The sequence below is a fragment of the Geodermatophilus sp. SYSU D00814 genome (assembly GCF_054050055.1).
Genome location: NZ_JBJGYP010000006.1, coordinates 191,621 through 207,578, shown reverse-complemented (window position 1 = coordinate 207,578; position 15,958 = coordinate 191,621). Strand labels below are relative to the sequence as shown.

15 protein-coding genes are annotated in these 15,958 nt (G+C 78.1%); 5 read left to right on the top strand and 10 right to left on the bottom strand.

What is annotated here, in order from left to right; genetic code table 11:
- Nucleotides 1-132: 132 nt before the first annotated feature.
- Complete coding sequence (locus ACI780_RS06785) at nt 133-534, bottom strand: VOC family protein (RefSeq protein WP_457001707.1); 402 nt, start codon at nt 532-534, stop codon at nt 133-135.
- Between the two features lie 24 nt (nt 535-558).
- On the opposite strand from ACI780_RS06785, the gene ACI780_RS06780 reads away from it, so the two are divergent.
- Complete coding sequence (locus tag ACI780_RS06780) at nt 559-1,344, top strand: DUF72 domain-containing protein (protein ID WP_457001705.1); 786 nt, start codon at nt 559-561, stop codon at nt 1,342-1,344.
- On the opposite strand, the gene ACI780_RS06775 is transcribed toward ACI780_RS06780, so the two are convergent.
- Nucleotides 1,345-2,340, bottom strand: coding sequence for a Gfo/Idh/MocA family protein (locus tag ACI780_RS06775; protein WP_457001703.1), 996 nt, complete (start codon nt 2,338-2,340; stop codon nt 1,345-1,347).
- A gap of 34 nt (nt 2,341-2,374) precedes the next feature.
- On the opposite strand from ACI780_RS06775, the gene ACI780_RS06770 reads away from it, so the two are divergent.
- Nucleotides 2,375-2,662, top strand: coding sequence for a DUF4031 domain-containing protein (locus ACI780_RS06770; RefSeq protein WP_457001701.1), 288 nt, complete (start codon nt 2,375-2,377; stop codon nt 2,660-2,662).
- Here the strand turns inward: ACI780_RS06770 and ACI780_RS06765 are convergent.
- The 3 genes from ACI780_RS06765 to ACI780_RS06755 form a co-directional block, all read right to left on the bottom strand.
- Nucleotides 2,622-3,251, bottom strand: coding sequence for an HD domain-containing protein (locus ACI780_RS06765; protein WP_457001699.1), 630 nt, complete (start codon nt 3,249-3,251; stop codon nt 2,622-2,624). The two genes, ACI780_RS06770 and ACI780_RS06765, sit on opposite strands and share 41 nt — an antisense overlap.
- A complete protein-coding gene (locus ACI780_RS06760; protein ID WP_457001697.1) occupies nt 3,236-4,507 on the bottom strand; it encodes an ArgE/DapE family deacylase in 1,272 nt (423 codons plus the stop codon). Before ACI780_RS06760 ends, ACI780_RS06765 begins: the two co-directional genes overlap by 16 nt.
- Before the next feature lie 213 nt (nt 4,508-4,720).
- Nucleotides 4,721-6,109 carry a glucose-6-phosphate dehydrogenase gene (locus ACI780_RS06755; protein ID WP_456873094.1) on the bottom strand — a complete coding sequence of 463 codons (1,389 nt, stop codon included), beginning with the start codon at nt 6,107-6,109 and terminating at the stop codon, nt 4,721-4,723.
- Nucleotides 6,110-6,275: 166 nt separating this feature from the next.
- Between ACI780_RS06755 and ACI780_RS06750 the strand changes: the two genes are divergently transcribed.
- Together ACI780_RS06750 and ACI780_RS06745 are read left to right on the top strand one after the other, a co-directional pair.
- Nucleotides 6,276-6,401 carry a hypothetical protein gene (locus ACI780_RS06750; protein WP_456873095.1) on the top strand — a complete coding sequence of 42 codons (126 nt, stop codon included), beginning with the start codon at nt 6,276-6,278 and terminating at the stop codon, nt 6,399-6,401.
- A 47-nt stretch (nt 6,402-6,448) separates the two neighbouring features.
- On the top strand, nt 6,449-9,379 hold the full coding sequence (locus ACI780_RS06745) for a helix-turn-helix transcriptional regulator (RefSeq protein WP_457001694.1): 2,931 nt from the start codon (nt 6,449-6,451) through the stop codon (nt 9,377-9,379).
- 13 nt (nt 9,380-9,392) lie between these two features.
- Here the strand turns inward: ACI780_RS06745 and ACI780_RS06740 are convergent, their stop codons facing one another.
- From ACI780_RS06740 to ACI780_RS06725, 4 genes are all read right to left on the bottom strand, one after another.
- The gene (locus ACI780_RS06740; RefSeq protein ID WP_457001692.1) at nt 9,393-9,632 is read right to left on the bottom strand and encodes a DUF6458 family protein; all 240 of its coding nucleotides are present in this window, start codon (nt 9,630-9,632) and stop codon (nt 9,393-9,395) included.
- Nucleotides 9,633-9,811: 179 nt separating this feature from the next.
- A complete protein-coding gene (locus ACI780_RS06735) occupies nt 9,812-11,608 on the bottom strand; it encodes a DEAD/DEAH box helicase (protein ID WP_457001690.1) in 1,797 nt (598 codons plus the stop codon).
- 396 nt (nt 11,609-12,004) lie between these two features.
- Nucleotides 12,005-12,889 (bottom strand): CPBP family intramembrane glutamic endopeptidase, encoded by an 885-nt coding sequence (locus ACI780_RS06730; protein WP_457001687.1) that lies wholly within the window; start codon nt 12,887-12,889, stop codon nt 12,005-12,007.
- 1 nt (nt 12,890) lies between these two features.
- Nucleotides 12,891-13,226 carry a hypothetical protein gene (locus ACI780_RS06725; protein ID WP_456870152.1) on the bottom strand — a complete coding sequence of 112 codons (336 nt, stop codon included), beginning with the start codon at nt 13,224-13,226 and terminating at the stop codon, nt 12,891-12,893.
- A 105-nt stretch (nt 13,227-13,331) separates the two neighbouring features.
- Between ACI780_RS06725 and ACI780_RS06720 the strand changes: the two genes are divergently transcribed.
- Nucleotides 13,332-15,626, top strand: a complete 2,295-nt coding sequence (locus tag ACI780_RS06720; RefSeq protein WP_457001685.1) for an ATP-binding protein — start codon at nt 13,332-13,334, stop codon at nt 15,624-15,626.
- Here ACI780_RS06720 and ACI780_RS06715 read toward each other — a convergent pair whose 3' ends face one another.
- On the bottom strand, nt 15,627-15,929 hold the full coding sequence (locus ACI780_RS06715; RefSeq protein WP_457001683.1) for a hypothetical protein: 303 nt from the start codon (nt 15,927-15,929) through the stop codon (nt 15,627-15,629).
- Nucleotides 15,930-15,958 lie beyond the last annotated feature (29 nt).

Sequence of the window (15,958 nt, the reverse complement as noted above, 5' to 3'; positions counted from 1 at the left end):
CCGGCGGGCCCTCGACGCGGAGGAGGGCCCGCCGGACCCGGGGTGATCACGGTGGGCTGCTCGCGACTGCGGGGAAGTCGTCGTCCCGGGCTCGGCGCAGGCGGCGAGTTCCCCGCAGTCGCCGTCGGCAGGTCAGGAGCGGGGCGGGAAGCAGCAGAACTCGTTGCCCTCGGGGTCGGCGAGCACGTCCCAGCCGATCTCGCCGGCGTCCTCGTCGGCCTCGTGGCCCGGGCGCTCGTCGGAGGCCCGCACCACCGTGGCACCGGCGGCCTGCAGCGCCGCGGAGTCGCCGACGACGTCGAGGTGCACCCGGTTCTCGACCACCTTCTCCTCGGGCACCGGGTTGAGCCAGATCATCGGACCGGCGCCGGCCGGGTCCTCGATGAGCACCGGCCAGTCGGGCTCGCGCGGCGTCCCGTCGGGCAGGGTGTCGCGGCGGACGTAGCCGATCGCGGCGCACCACCAGTCGGCCAGCGCCTGGTGGTCGCGGGCGTCGATGCAGAGGTCCTTGAAGCGGGCGGGTGCGTCGGCCACGGGTGCGGAGGGTAGGCCGACGCCGTGGCCGTGGTGATCGGGACGTCGGGGTGGCAGTACCGCGACTGGCGCGGCCGCTTCTACCCGCAGCACCTGCCGCAGCGGCTGTGGCTGGAGCACCACGCGCGGCACTTCGCCACCGTCGAGAGCAACGCCGCGTTCTACCGGCTGCCCGAGCGCGACACCTTCGCCGCCTGGCGCGAACGGACCCCGCCGGACTACCGCTGGGCGGTCAAGGCCAGCCGCTACCTCACCCACGTCAAGCGGCTGCGCGACCCCGAGGAACCGGTGGCCCGGCTCGTGCGGCACGCCGATGGCCTCGGGGACCGCCTCGACGTCGTCCTGCTGCAGCTGCCGCCCACGCTCAAGGCCGACGTCGGCCTGCTGCGCGACTGCCTCGCCTGCTTCCCGCCCGGCCTGCGCGTCGCCGTGGAGCCGCGGCACGCGACGTGGGAGACCGACGAGGTGCGGGCGCTGCTGGAGCGCTACGGCGCCGCGCTGTGCTGGGCCGACCGGGCCGAGCGGCCGGTGACACCGCTGTGGCGGACGACGACCTGGGGCTACCTGCGGCTGCACACCGGCGCCGAGGGCTGGGGCTACCCGCCGGCGGTCCTCGAGGAGTGGGCGCGGCGCCTGGCGGACACCTGGGCCGACGACGAGGACGTGTTCGTCTACCTCAACAACGACCCCGGCGGCGCCGCCGTCGTCGACGCCGTCGCGCTGGCCGGCGCCGTGCGGCGGGCCGGCCGCACGCCCACCCGGGTGCCGACGCCGGAGGAGGCGACCGGCGCGGCCTGGGCGGCGGCCTGATCAGCCGAGGACGTGCGGGTCCTCGCGGTGGTGGACGCCCAGCTGGTGCGCCGCCTGCTCGAGCGCGTCCTGCACGGCGAGGGTGTCGGCCAGCGGCATGACCGCGCTCTCACGGGACCCCTCCTGCACGCACCGGGTGACCTCGGCGAGCTCGTGGGAGTACCCGACCCCGTCCGGCGGGAGGGTGATCTCCTCGGGCTCGGCGCCGGTGCGGTGCAGCACGATGGTGGCCGGGTGGTGGAAGCGGGGGAGGACGTCGACCCACCCCTGCGTCCCGAACACGCGGGCCTGCCCGGGCGTCGGGTACCGCAGCGAGGTGGTCAGCGTGGCCGAGCGGCCGTCCGCCCAGCCGAGCAGCAGCGCCGCCTCGGCGTCGACCCCGGTGGGGTAGGTGGAGCCGACGGCGGTGACGGTGTCGGGCGCGCCCAGCAGCATCTGGGCGAAGGAGACGACGTAGACGCCGAGGTCGAGCAGCGCGCCGCCGCCGAGCTCGAGGGCGAACAACCGGTCGGCGGGGTCGTAGGCGCGGTCGACGCCGAGGTCGGCCTGCACCGACCGGACCTCGCCGATCGCGCCGTCGGCGACCAGCTCCCGCAGCCGGACGACGGCGGGCTGGAACCGCGTCCACATCGCCTCCATGACGAAGACGCCGCCGGCGCGCGCGGCCTCGACCACCTCCTGCGCGCCGGCCAGCGTCGCGGTGAACGCCTTCTCCACCAGCAGCGCCTTGCCCGCCTCGATGGCGGCCAGCGCGACCGCGTGGTGCTGCGGGTGCGGGGTGGCCAGGTACAGGACGTCGACGTCGGGGTCGGCGACGATGTCGGCGTAGGAGCCGTGGGCGCGCTCGAGCCCGTGCTGCTCGGCGAACGCCCGCGCCCGGTCGATCGAGCGGGAGGCGACGGCCACCGGCCGGGCTCCGGGCAGATGCGCGAAGTCGCCCATCACGCTCTGCGCGATGCGGCCCGGCCCGACGACGCCCCAGCGGATCTCGTCCACGGCGTCGACCGTAGTGGGCGGGCAGACTGGGCCCGTGGTCGTGCTGATCGACAGCCCCGTCTGGCCGTGGCGGGGGCGCCGGTGGTCGCACCTGGTCAGCGACGTCTCCCACGACGAGCTGCACGCCTTCGTCGCCGCCGAGCTCGGCATCCCGCGCCGGGCGTTCCAGGGCGACCACTACGACGTCCCCGAGGACCTCTACGACATCGCCGTCGCCGCGGGCGCGCAGCCCGTGGGCGCCCGGGAGCTGCTGGCCCGGCTGACCGCCGCCGGGCTGCGGGTCAGGAAGACCGCGCGCGCAGCAGGGCGAGCTCCGCGGTGAGGTTGGCCCGCGCCCGACCCTCCCAGGCCGCCGTCGCCGGCAGCCGGTAGAGCGCCGGAAGCGCGAGCAGCGACTCCAGCACGGCGATCCGCCCGGCGGTGAACACCTCGTCGGTCAGGTGGCCGTACTCGGCGCGCACGGCGGAGGCGTAGGCGGCGTAGGCCTCCGGGGGCGCGGCGAGGACGGCGAGGTCGGCGTCGCAGAGCACCGCCCCGTCGGCGTCGTCCGGCGCGGCGTCGTGCCCGGCGGTGAGCAGCACCAGCCGCACCACCTCCTCGACCCGCGCCGCGGGCACCAGCCCGCGCAGCCCCGCCCGTGCCCGCTCGGCACTGACCTGCTCGTTGTCACCGCGGCGGGGGTCGTAGACGACGTCGTGGTACCAGGCGGCCAGCGCCACGGCGGCGGGGTCGTCGGCGGCGGCGCCCAGCTCGGCCACCAGCCCGAGGACGGCGGCCAGGTGGTGCAGGTCGTGGTAGCGGCGGTGCGGCTCGCTCCACGCGGCGACGACGGCCGCCCACTCGGTGCGCGCGGTGGGGGAGTCGCCGGTCAGCGCCGCGAAGTCCTCGTAGCCGATCACGCGACCCCGCACCGCCGGACGGTGAGCAGCGCCAGCGCGCGGGCGACGGCGGCCACCTCGGCCACGGGCACCCGCTCGGCCGGGCCGTGCGCGAGGTGCAGGTCGCCGGGGCCCAGGTGCAGCGCGGGGACCCCGGCCGCGGCGTAGAGCCGCAGGTCGGTGCCGGCGGTCACGGCCCGCTCGGGCGGCCGGGCCCCACCGGTGTCGACGACGGCGTCGCGGACCTCACCGAGCAGCTCGTGCCCGGCCGGCAGCGACCCGCTGGCGAAGGCCCCGCCGGTCCAGGCCACCCGCACCGGGTGGCCGGCCAGCCACGGGTGCCCGGCGCAGAACGCGGCGAGGCGCTCCTCGAACGCCGCGCGGGCGGCCTCGACCGGCTCGCCCAGTCGCACGCCGTACCGGCCCTCGGCGACCAGCCGGTCGGGCACCGTCGAGGCCCAGTCCCCGGCGTGCACCGTGCCGATCGACAGCCCGAACGGGTACCGCTCGCCGGTGAAGCGCGGGTCGGCGTCGCGCTGCCGCTCCTCCTCGAGGGCCCGCAGCTCGGCGTGCACGGCGGCGAACAGCTCCACCGCGCTGACCCCGCGGTCGCGCATCGCCGCGTGGGCGGCGTGCCCGGTCACCTCCAGCCGGAAGGTCAGCGCCCCGGCCGCGGCGGTGACCACGGCGCCGTCGGTGGGCTCGGGGATGACGCAGGCGTCGCCGCGGTGGCCGCGGGCCAGCGTCGCCCACGCGCCCAGGCCGCCGTCCTCCTCGCCGACCACGCTGTGCAGCGCCACCGGCCGGCGCAGCCGCACGCCCGCGGCGCGCACCGCGGCCAGGGCCGCCAGCGCCGCCGCGAGGCCGCCCTTCATGTCGCAGGCCCCGCGCCCGTGCACCGCGCCGCCGGCCAGCCGGGGGACGAACGGGTCGCCGTCCCACAGCGCGCGGTCGCCGGTCGGGACGACGTCGGAGTGGCCGCACAGCACGAGCGCGGGGTCCTCCTCGACCCGCCCGGGCAGCGCGCCCACGACGCCCCACGCCTCCTCCCGGTCGACCTCCTGGCCGGGCGCGTCCGGGGCGGTCGCGGCCGCCGCCAGGTCGATCGCCCAGCGGTCGACGTCGCACCCCAGCCCGTCGAGCTCGGCGGCGACCAGGGCCTGCACCTCCGACTCGGCCGCCGAGCCGCCGACCGAGGGGACGGCGACCAGCCGGCACAGCAGGTCGACCGCGGCGGTCTCGTCGACGGCGTCGAGCACGGCGGCCTCGGTCGATGTCAGGTCGGCCACGGCTCCGGAGTCTGGCAGGCCGGGTTCCCGGCGATCGGGTGTGTCATCCCCGGGGAGAGGGGTACCGTCGGTTCTGTCCGGACCGGGCGATTCTGTGTCCCCGGGTGCCAATTGGATACCGCCGTCGCGGAACACCGCCCCGACCCCGGTCGGGGGCTGGAGCCGCGTCGTGCTTCTCGCCGCGAGGCGACCAGAGCCCGGTCCGGACCCTCCTCAGCCGCCCAGCACCCACCCGCACGGGTCGGCCAGCGCGTCCGCCGCCTCCGGCCCCCACGAGCCCGGCGCGTAGGGCTGCACCTGCGGCCGGGCGTCGAGCAGCGGCGAGACCGCCCGCCAGGCCTGCGCCAGGCCGGCGCTGGTGGTGAACAGCGACCGGTCGCCCACCAGCACGTCGTGGATGAGCGAGGCGTAGGCCGGCAGCGGCTCCCCGCCGGGCACCTCCCCGAGGTCCAGCGACGCCCCCGCGACGGCGAGGTCGAGGTCGGGGCCGGGGCGCTTGGCCACCAGCCCGAGGTCGAGGGAGCCGGCCCCCTTGAGCGACAGCGAGACGGTGTTGCCGCCCCCGGGCGTCGGCCCCACCGGCCCGTCCGGGCGCCGCATGACGAGGGTGACCCGCTGGTGGCTCTCGGCCAGCCGCTTGCCGGTGCGCAGCAGGAACGGCACCCCGCGCCAGCGGTCGGTGTCCACCTCCAGCCGCGCCGCGACGAAGGTGTCGGTGCGGCTGTCGTCGGCGACGTGGTCGAGGTCGCGGTAGCCGTCGAACTGCCCGAGGACGACGTCCTCGGGCGCCAGCGAGCGGAACGCCGTCAGCACCGTCTCGCGCGCCTCCTGCAGGTCGTCCGGCGCGAGCGAGGCCGGGGGCTCCATGGCCACCTCGGCGGCCACCTGGAACAGGTGGGTGACCAGCATGTCCAGCGTGGCGCCGGTGGCGTCGTAGAACTCCGCCCGGTCGGCGACGTCGAGGGTCTCGGGGACGTCGATCTGCACCTGGGCGACGTGCTCGCGGCTCCACACCGAGGAGAACAGCCCGTTGGCGAAGCGCAGCACGTGCAGGTCCTGGGTGCCCTCCTTGCCGAGGAAGTGGTCGATGCGGAACACCTGCTCCTCGTCGAGGACGGAGTGCACCAGCTCGTCGAGCTCGCGGAACCCCTCCGGTGAGGTGCCGTAGGGCTTCTCGTAGACGACGCGGGCGCCCTCGGCCAGCCCGTGGGTGTCCAGCGCGCGGGTGATCCCCTCGAACGCCCCGGGCGGGACGGCGAGGTAGTGCACCAGCTGGGCGTCCGCGCCGATCTCCTCGCGGGCCCGCCGGACCTCGTCGAGCAGCTGCCCGGGGTCCTCGGGGGTGTGCCCGCCGCCGGCGAAGCGCAGCCGGTCGAGCAGCCCGTCGGCCGGGTCGCCGTCGCCGTGCTCGGCCAGCGCGTGGCGGACCAGGTCGCGGAACTCGTCGTCGGACCGCTCGCCGCGGCCGCTGCCGATCAGCCGCCAGTCCGCGGGCAGCAGGCCGCGCCGCTGGAGCTGGTCGAACGAGGGCAGCACGAGGCGCGCGGCGAGGTCGCCGGTGGCGCCGAACAGGACGAAGACGGTGGGGGGCAGGTCGGCCATGTGCCCAGCCTCGCCGCCCGGCTCCCCAGGCGCGCGCCAGGTGCGTCTGAGGGGGCCTCAGACCCCGGGGACGGGCGAGGACTGCCCGGTCGCCCGATGCCCGGGGTGCCGCCTCAGGCCGACCGTGGTCGCCGTCCCCACCGGACGACCACACGAGGAGACCGTCGTGAACACCTACCCCAACCCCGGACTCGAGGCGGAGCTGGCCTACCGGCGCGAGGTGCTGCAGTCGATCGGGCACGGCACCCGGCGCGGCTCGCGGCGCGGTTCGTGGCTGCGCCGGCCCCGCTAGACGTGGCGGCGCCCGTCCTGTCGCCGGCGCGTGCCACGATCGGCGCCGTGCCGCGCTGGGACGAGCGACCCCTCGTCGGCCGGGCCGGTGAGCTGGCCGCCCTGGAGGCGGCCGTCGAGCGCGCGGTGACCGGCCGCGGCTCGGCCGTGCTCGTCGCCGGCGACGCCGGCGTCGGCAAGTCCCGCCTGCTCGACGAGCTCACCGCCCGGGCCACCGCGCGCGGCCTGCGGGTGCTCGTCGGGCACTGCGTCGACCTCGGCGAGGTCGGCCTCCCCTACCTGCCCTTCGTCGACCTGCTGCGGCCGGTCGCCGCCGAGCTCGGCGAGGACGCCGCGGGCCTGTTCGCCGCCCGGGTCGGGAGCCGGGAGCCCGACGCCGCCGACCTGCCCAGCCCGGTGCGCACCCTGCGCCCGCCGGTCGACGACGGCCGGCTGCAGCTGTTCGAGTCCGTCGCCGGCGCGCTGGCCGGGCTGGCGTCCGACGCGCCGGTGCTCGTCGTGCTCGAGGACCTGCACTGGGCCGACCGCTCCAGCCGCGACCTGCTGCGCTACCTGCTCGCCCGGCTCGGCGACGAGCCGGTCGCCGTCGTCGCCTCCTACCGCTCCGACGACCTGCACCGCCGGCACCCGCTGCGCCCGCTGCTGGCCGAGCTGGTGCGGCTGCCCGGCGTCGAGCGGCTCGACCTCACCCCGCTGCCCGACGCCGCGGTCGAGGAGCTGGTGCGCGGCCTGGCCGCCGGGGTGCCCGACCGCACCGTCGACGACGTCGTGGCCCGCGCCGAGGGCAACGCCTTCTACGCCGAGGAGCTGCTGGCCGCGGGCCTGGCGGGGGAGACCCTGCCGCTGGGCCTCACCGACGTGCTGCTGACCCGGGTCGAGCAGCTGGCACCCGGCGCGCAGCAGGTGCTGCGGGTGGCCGCGGTGGCCGGCCGGCGGGTGCGGCACGAGCTCGTCGCCGCCGTCGGCGGGCTGTCGGACGCCGAGCTGGAGCGGGCGCTGGCCGAGGCGGTGCACTCCCACCTGCTCGTCGTCGGTCCCGACGGCGCCTACCGCTTCCGGCACGCGCTGCTGCGCGAGGCCGTCCTCGCCGACCTGCTGCCCGGCGAGCGGGTCCGGCTGCACGCCGCCGTCGCCGCGCACCTGGCCGCCGTCCCCACCGCGGGCACCGCCGCCGAGCGGGCCCACCACCTGCGGGAGAGCAACGACCTGGCCGGCGCCCTGGCCGCGTCGCTGGAGGCCGCCGACGAGGCGCGCCGCGTCGGCGCCCCGGCCGAGCAGCTGCAGCACCTGGAGGCCGCGCTCGCGCTGTGGCCGGCGGTGCCCGGTGCCGCCGACCGCGCCGGGCGGGGCCAGGCCGAGCTGCTGCTGGAGACCTCGACCGCCGCCCGCCGCGGCGGGGAGCTGCACCGGGCCGTGGCGCTGCTGCGGGCCGCGCAGGACGTCCTCGGTCCCGACGGCGACCGCGAGCTGCGCGCCCGGGTGCACTACACGCTGGCGCAGGCGCTGGCCCGCATCGAGGACCAGGCCTCCGCGGTGCGCGAGACCACCGCGGCGATGGCCCTGGTCCCGGCCGCGCCGCCCTCGCCGGTGCGCACCTGGGCCGCGGCCACGCACGCGCGGGCCTGCTACGAGGTCGGCCGCCGCGCCGACGGCGACGCCGCCGCCGAGGAGGCCCTCGCCGCCGCCGACGCCCTCGGCCTCGACAGCGCCTGGGCCGACGTCGCGGTGACGCTGGCCCGCTCCCGCGGCGGGGACGGCCTGACCGCGCGGCTGGAGGAGGCGCTGGCGCGGGCCCGCCGCTCCGGCGACGCCGACGTCGAGATCCGGGTGCTGTTCAACCTGGCGATCGTCGCCTACGAGGCCGGGGCGGTGCGCGAGACGCTGCGCTGGAGCGACGAGGGGCTCACCCGGGCGCAGGTCCTGGGCGTCGAGTGGTCGTTCTACGCGGCCGAGCTGCGCCACCTCGGCGTCGTCTCGCGGTACGTGCTCGGCGACTGGGACGGCAGCCTGGCGCTGGCCGACCGGCTGGCCCGCGTGCCGGAGATGGCGGCGCACGTGCGGGCCGCGGGCCTGCTGGTGCAGGTCGGCCGCGGCGACCCGGCGGCGGCCGCGCGGATCGCCTGGGCGCGCGGCCTGGCCGGGCGGCTGGACGCCCACGTGCTGCTGCTCGTGGCCACCGCGGGCGCCGAGATCGACCTCGCCGCCTGGACCGGCGACCCGGCCACCGCGCTGGGCACCGCGCGCGGTGCCGCGGCCACCCTGACGGAGCTGTGGGGCGACGAGCGGCTCGCCGTCGTGCGGCTGGTGGCCACCGCGCTGGCCCCGGTCGCCGACGCCGCCGTCACCGCCCGGCGCACCGGTGACGCCGCGGCGCTGGCCGAGTGGACCGCGGCGGGGGAGTCGCTGGTGGTCCTGGGCCGCTCGGCGGTCGCCGACCACGCCCGCGCCGTCGGGCCGCACGGGGTCGAGGCCGAGGCCTGGGTGGCGCGGCTGGACGCCGAGGCCGCCCGGCTGGCCGGCGACGCCGCACCGGAGCTGTGGGCGGCCGCGGTGGAGGCGTTCGGCTACGGGCACGTCTACGAGCAGGCGCGCTCCCGGTGGCGGCTGGCCGAGGCGCTGGTGGCGAGCGGCGACCGCGACGCCGCCCTCGGGCCGCTGACGTCGGCCGCCGACACCGCGCGCTCGCTGGGTGCGCGGCCGCTGGCCGACGCCGCCGCCGCGCTCGCCCGCCGCGCCCGGCTGGAGCTGCCCGGCGCCGGTCGCGCCGTGGCTCCGGCGGCGGTGTTCACGCCGCGCGAGACCGAGGTGCTGGCGCTGCTCGCCCGGGGCCGCACCAACCGCCAGATCGGCGGCGAGCTCTACATCAGCGAGAAGACCGCCAGCGTGCACGTGAGCAACATCCTGGCCAAGCTCGGCGCCGGCAGCCGCACGGAGGCGGTCGCCGTCGCCGCGTCGAGGGGCCTGCTCCCCACCGGCTGAGGAGCCCGGGCGGTCAGTAGGTCTCGTCGGTGGTCGTCCGCCGCGCCGGCGCGCCCGGGGCGTAGGCGTCGGTCCGGGTGACGCGGCGGCGGCGCGGGCCCCACAGGGCCACCTCGAGCACGATGCCCAGCGCACCGGCGGCCATGAGGATCCAGCCGACGACCTGCAGGTCGATGCCGCTGACGTCCACGCGCAGCGCGAAGGTGAGGACGGCGCCCAGCGCGAGCAGCACGATGGCGGTTCCGAGACGCATGGCGGTTCCCTCCCTGCGGCGGGGCCACACCGTCGGGGCTCCCCGGGGTCCTCCCGCCGCGGCGCCCGGGTGCCCCGGCGCACCGGCGGTGAACCGGTCACGGGCCCGGGATGACCCGAACGGGTGGCACCGGCCGGCAGGCCGGGCACTTCCGCGGAAGTGCCCGGCCCCGGGCGGCCTCAGAGCATCGTGCGGAGCCGCTCCCGGCGGGCGCGCAGCACCTCGACCGACGCCGACGCCGACGGCGGGCCGGGCACGGACTTGCGCAGCTCGGTGTGCACCACCCCGTGCGGCCGCGACGTCTTCGCCGCCACCCGCGCGACCAGGCGGTTGACCTCGCGGCGCAGCTCGGCGGCGTCGCGCCACGAGCGGCCGGCGGCGTCGTCGGAGAGGTCCTCGTCGGGGTGGTCCTCCACGACCGGCAGCTCGCCGGTGTCCTCGTCGTGCACCCGCTGGGCGATCCGCAGCCGCAGCTCGTCGTCTCGCCGGGCCAGCAGCGACGCCGTCTGCTCGGCGGTGAGCAGGCCCGGGATGCCGAGGAACTCCTCGTCCTCGGGCGCGACCGCCACGCCGTCGGAACCGGTGTGCGCCGTCCCGCCGTGCAGCACGTGCGCGAAGCGGGCGTCGGCCTCCAGCGCCTCCCACTGCTTCAAGCCCACCGCCTCGCGCTCCTTGGGCGGCAGCGGGTCGAGGTCGAGCGCCTCGGGGTCGGCCGCCTTGGGCGGCGGCATGACGTGGTTGCGCTCCTTCTCCAGCGACGCCGCGAGCCCCAGCAGCGGCCGGACGGCGGGGAGGAACACCGTGGCGGTCTCGTGCGACGCCCGCGAGCGGACGACGCGGCCGACGGCCTGGGCGAAGAACAGCGGCGTCCGGTAGGAGGTCATCCACGCCAGGACGGCGGCGCGCGGCACGTCGACGCCCTCGGAGATCATCCGCACGCAGACGGCGATCCGCGCCGAGCCGGCGGCGAAGCGCTCGATCTTCTTCGACGCCTTGGGGTCGTCGGAGAGGATCAGCTCGGGCGCCTTGCCGGTGATGCGCTTGACGATGCGGGCGTAGGCGCGGGCGTCGTCCTGGTCGCTGGCCAGCACCAGCCCGGCGGCATCGGGCATGCCCCCGTGCTCGCGCAGGTGGGTGATCCGCTCGTCCATCGCGGCGATGACGTGCGGCACCCACTGCCCCTTGGGGTCCAGCGCGGTGCGCCAGGCGGCCATCTCCACCGAGCGGGTGCCGGCCTCCGACAGCGACGCGGCCACGACCTCCCCGGCGGAGTTCCGCCAGCGGGAGGTACCGGTGTAGGCGGCGAAGACGACCGGCCGGACGACGTCGTCGGCCAGCGCCTCCTTGTAGCCGTAGGTGTAGTCGGCGCGGCTGACCAGCCCGGCGCCGGCCTCCCCGGCGTCGCCCTCGAACCCGTCCTCCTCGTAGCGCACGAAGGGGATCCGTTCGTCGGCCTTGGTGCGGAACGGCGTCCCGGTGAGGCACAGCCGGCGCGCCGCGAAGCCGTAGGCCTCCTCGATCGCCTCGCCCCAGGACAGCCCGTCCCCGGCGTGGTGGACCTCGTCCAGGACCACCAGCGTCTTGACGGCGGTGGCGCGCGCGGCGTGCAGCATCGGCTTGCCCGCCACCTGTGCGTACGTGGTCACGTAGCCCTGCGTGCCGGCGCGCACCGGGCCGACGGCGTTGGTCAGGCCGGGGTCGAGCACGATGCCCATCCGGTCGGCCGCGTCGGCCCACTGCAGCCGCAGGTGGTCGGTGGGGCAGACGACGATCACGCGGGCGACCTCGCGCCGCTGCAGCAGCCGCGCGGCCAGCGTCAGGGCGAAGGTCGTCTTGCCCGCGCCCGGGGTCGCGGTCACGAGGAAGTCCTTGGGGGCGGCCTCCTCGTAGCGCTCGAGGGCGGCCTGCTGCCACGCCCGGAGCGGTCGGCTGGTCGTCTGCGGGGCGACCGCCCCGGCCCGTGCTGCACTCGCCATCTCGCGGCCCATCCTGCCTGCGGCGGCGGAGACACGCCCAACCGGCCGCCTCCCGCGCGCCTCCCGCGCGACGACGTATACGCGCCGGTCCGCACGCCGCTGACCTGCACGGACGCCGTCGGCCGCGGTCGGTGGGTGGCGTGTCTCACGTGGCGGGCGGACCGGTCCGTCGCACGCGACCGCGGGGGCCGGCGGGGGGGGGGGGGGGGGGGGGGCCGCGGGGGGGGGGGGGGGGGGGGGGGGGGGTGGGGTGGGTGGCGGGGGGGGGCGCGCGCGGCGCGGGGGGGGGGCGCGGGGGGGGGGGGCCGGGCGCCCCGGCCCCCGCCCCCCCCCCCCCCCCCCCCCCCCCCCCCCCCCCCCCCCCCCCCCCCCCCCCCCCCCGCGCCGGGACCGGTGTCAGGAGCGGGAGCGCCGGGTGAGGTCGGGCCGGACGACGGCGACGGCGACCGCGGTGACCACGACCAGGGCGACGGCTGCGGCGAGGACGGGCTGCCCGCCGGAGAGCAGGTCGTCGACGAGCCCGTCCTCGCCGCTGCTGCCGTTCCAGGAACCGTGCAGCACGGCGACGGCCAGGACGCTGCCCGCGGCCCCCCGCAGGAACACGCCGACCAGCAGCCGGAACACGAGCGCGGCGCCGAACACGATCCCCAGCCCGGTCGCCACCGACTCCACCGTGATCTCACCCCACAGGAGCAGCGGCAGGTGGATGGCGGCGAAGGCGACGGCGGTCAGCGCCGAGCCCGCGAGCAGGCCGTGCCGGCGCTCCAGGCGGGTCTGCACGAAGCCGGCCCAGACGGTCTCCTCCCACAGGTTGACCAGCACGACCGGGAGGAGCATCAGCGGCACGGCCTCCACGAGGACCGACACGGGGTCGGCCGTCAGCGAGCGGCCGAGCAGCAGACCGACGGCGACGGTGGCCACCGGCAGGGCGGCCAGGGCCGCGAGCCACCAGCCTCCGCCGAACCGCCAGCGGAACGTGCGGGCGAACAGCGCCCGGACGCCCGCCCGGCCCTCGGTGACCGACACGACCCACACGGCGGTGGGCAGCAGGACCAGCACGGTGGCGGCCAGGGCGAAGAGCTCCCCGGGCAGCGCCCCGCCCGGGATCACGCCGTGCTCGGCCAGCGCGGGGATCCCGAGCACGACCCAGCCGAGGGGCAGGGCGATCGCCAGGAACGCGCCGATCGGGTGCCGGGCCGCCCAGCTGCGGAAGCCGCGCGCCGGGGTGCCGGGAGGGGCCGCCTGACGGCGGCCGGTGCGGGTGTCGTCGAGAGCGGACACGTCAGGACCTGCCTCTGCTTCGGGGGGACGGGGGATCGGGGAGCGGGCGCACCCGGTGGACGCTCGCGGTCGGCAGCGCGGCGGTGTCCCGGGCGAGGACGACGTCGTCGCGGCTGCCGGCCGCCACCAGGCACAGGACCCGGTGCTCGGCGGGGACCAGCAGCCCGCTGCACCAGCGGATCGCCGTCCCGGCGGCGGCCAGGCGCCGGACGGCGTACCGCAGGGCGGAGTGCACCTGCGCGGCGTCGTCGGCCGCGCAGGTGGCGCAGAACTCGACGAGGAAGAGGTCCGCGTCCCCGGGGGGCGCCGACCTCCCCGTGCGCCGGGTGCCGTCCACGGCGGCCACCCTGTCCGGCCCCGCTGCGGGGGACATCGGGAGAACCCCGGGTGGCGGTACGGGAACGCCCCCTCTCCGGTACGGGCGTCGCTACGGTCCTGCGGCATGGCGGGGCACCGGCTCGACCGCAGCCGCGGGCTGCCGGCCGAGCGCAGCTCGTTCGTGGGGCGACGTGCCGAGCTGGCCGAGGTGCGGCGGCTGCTGTCCGGCGCCCGCCTGGTGACCCTCGTGGGCCCCGGCGGGGTCGGGAAGACCCGGCTGGCGGTCCGCGCGGGCACCGACCTGCGCCGGTCGTTCCCCGACGGCGTGACCCTGGCCGACCTCACCGCCGTCGCGGACCCGGCCCGGGTGGGGGAACAGGTGGCACGCGCCCTCGACGTGCGGGACGTGTCCGGCCGCTGGCTGCCCGCGACCGTGGCCGAGGTCGTCGGCGACCGCCAGGTGCTGCTCGTGCTGGACAACTGCGAGCACCTGCGGGACGCGTGCGCCGTGCTGGTGGACACCCTCCTCGCCGCCTGCCCGGGCCTGCGGGTGCTCGCGACCAGCCGGGTGCCGCTCGACGTCGACGGGGAGGCGGTGCTGTGGATCCCCCCGCTCGGCGTCCCGCCCCGGGACCGGCCGGGGGCCGCGACGCCGTCGGAGGCCGTGGCGCTCCTGGTCCAGCGGGCGACGGCGGCGGTGCCGGGGCTGGTCCTGGGCCCGGCCGACGACGCCGCCCTCGCCACCGTGTGCCGGCGCCTGGACGGCCTGCCGCTGGCGATCGAGCTGGCCGCCGTCCGGCTGCGGACGCTGACCCCGGCCGAGCTCGCCGGCCGCCTCGACGACCGGTTCGGCCTGCTGCGCCGGTCGGGGACCGCCGTCCCGGAGCGGCACCGCACGCTGCAGGCCACGATGGAGTGGAGCGCCGAGCTGCTCACCGAGGCCGACCGGGTGCTGTGGCGCCGGGCGGCGGTGTTCGCCGGCGACGTCTCCCTGGCGGCCGCCGAGGCGGTGTGCGCGGACGACGTGCTGCCGGCCGCCGCGGTGCTCGACGCGCTCGACCGGCTGGTGGCGGCGTCGCTGCTGGAGGCCGTGCCGGGGCCGGGCGGCCGCCGGTTCCGGATGCTCGAGACGGTCCGCGCCTACGGCCGGGAGCTGCTCGACGCCGCGGGCGAGGCGCCCGCGGTGCGGCTGCGGCACGCCGGCTGGTGCGCCCGGCTGGTCGCGGCGGCGTCGGCGGAGTTCGTGGAGCCGGGTCAGGTGGCCGCCTTCGACCGGCTCGACGCCGTGCACGCGGAGCTGGGCGCCGCGCTGGACGTGTACCTGGCCGAGGACGCGGTGCGGGGACTGGCGATGGCGGCCGACCTGTGGCTGTACTGGGCGGCGCGCGGCCACCTGGGGGAGGGGCGCCGCCGGCTGCAGGACCTCCTCGCCGCGTGCCCGCAGCCGTCCGGCACCCGGGCCCGGGGCATGGTTGCCGCCGGTTTCCTCGCGCTCGCCGCGACCGACCCCGCGGCGGCGCTCCCGCTGCTCACCCGGGCGCGGGAGCTCGGGGAGGCCTGCGGCGCGCCGTCCGTCGTCGCCTCGGCCACCCAGTACCTGGGCCAGGCGGCGCTGTTCGACGGCGACCTGGCCGCGGCCGACCGGCTGCTGCGCGAGGCGGCGGCGCGGCACGCCGCGGCCGACGGGCGGTACGAGGCCTTCTGCTGGGCCGACGTCGGGGTCGCCGCGCTGCTCGCCGGGCGCGACGCGGACGCCGCGGAGGCGTTCGCCCGCAGCCTCGCGCTCGCCGAGCGCGGCGACCCCTGGACCCGGTCGCACGCGCTGTGGGGACTGGGCCTGGTGCGGCTGGGTGCCGGGGAGGCGGAGGAGGCCACCGCGCTCGAGCGGTCCGCGCTCGGGCTGATGCGCGAGGTGGACGACCGCAGCGGGACGGCGCTGTGCATCGAGGCGCTGAGCTGGGCCGCCGCCGCCCGGGGGGCGTGGGAGCGCGCGGCGCGGCTCGGCGGCGCGGCCGAGGCCGTGTGGCGGTCCATCCCCGCCGACCTGCCCGCCCCGCTGACCCGGCGGCGCGAGGAGTGCACGACGGCGGCCCGCCGCGCGCTGGGCGACCGCCGCTGGGGAGCCCTGCACCGGGAGGGCGCCGCTCTGGACCGGACAGGCGCGGTGGCCCTGGCGCTCGACGAGCGGCCGGCGCCGTCCGTGACGCCGGCCGGTGCCGGACCCAGCCCGCTCACCGCACGGCAGCAGGAGGTGGCCCGGCTCGTGGCCGAGGGCCTGACCGACCGGCAGATCGCGGCCCGGCTGGTGATCTCACCGCGCACCGCCGAGTCCCACGTCGAGCAGATCCTGGCGCGGCTGGGCGTGCGGTCGCGGGCGGAGATCGCCGCCTGGACGGCGGCGCGCGCCGCCGTCGGCTGATCAGCCCCGGTCCTCGCCGTTCCGCACGAGGCGCAGGTGCGGGCCGGTGGGCACGTCGGCCCGCGGGTCGGGGACCTCGGGCAGCCCGGCGGCGCGCCGCACCCGGTTCTCGGGGACGTCGAGGGCGCGGGCGAGGTGGCCGGCCATCCACGGGCTGATCAGCGCCCAGCCGCGGGTGTGCGCGAGCCGCTCGAGCACCTCGGGGCCGACCGCCCCCCGCGCGCGGCGGGAGGCCTCGTACACGGACCCGCCCAGCTCCCACAGCCGTCGCCGGACGAGTGCCTGCAGGTCCCTCGTGGACATGGACGAACTGTATTTCAGGGAAGCCCGGG

Bases quoted from the DNA above. Each gene is read 5' to 3' on its own strand.
- ACI780_RS06715 (WP_457001683.1), bottom strand. From the start codon at position 15,929: ATGTCCACGAGGGACCTGCAGGCACTCGTCCGGCGACGGCTGTGGGAG.
- ACI780_RS06755 (WP_456873094.1), bottom strand. From the start codon at position 6,109: ATGGCCGACCTGCCCCCCACCGTCTTCGTCCTGTTCGGCGCCACCGGC.
- ACI780_RS06735 (WP_457001690.1), bottom strand. From the start codon at position 11,608: ATGGCGAGTGCAGCACGGGCCGGGGCGGTCGCCCCGCAGACGACCAGC.
- ACI780_RS06740 (WP_457001692.1), bottom strand. From the start codon at position 9,632: ATGCGTCTCGGAACCGCCATCGTGCTGCTCGCGCTGGGCGCCGTCCTC.
- ACI780_RS06720 (WP_457001685.1), top strand. From the start codon at position 13,332: ATGGCGGGGCACCGGCTCGACCGCAGCCGCGGGCTGCCGGCCGAGCGC.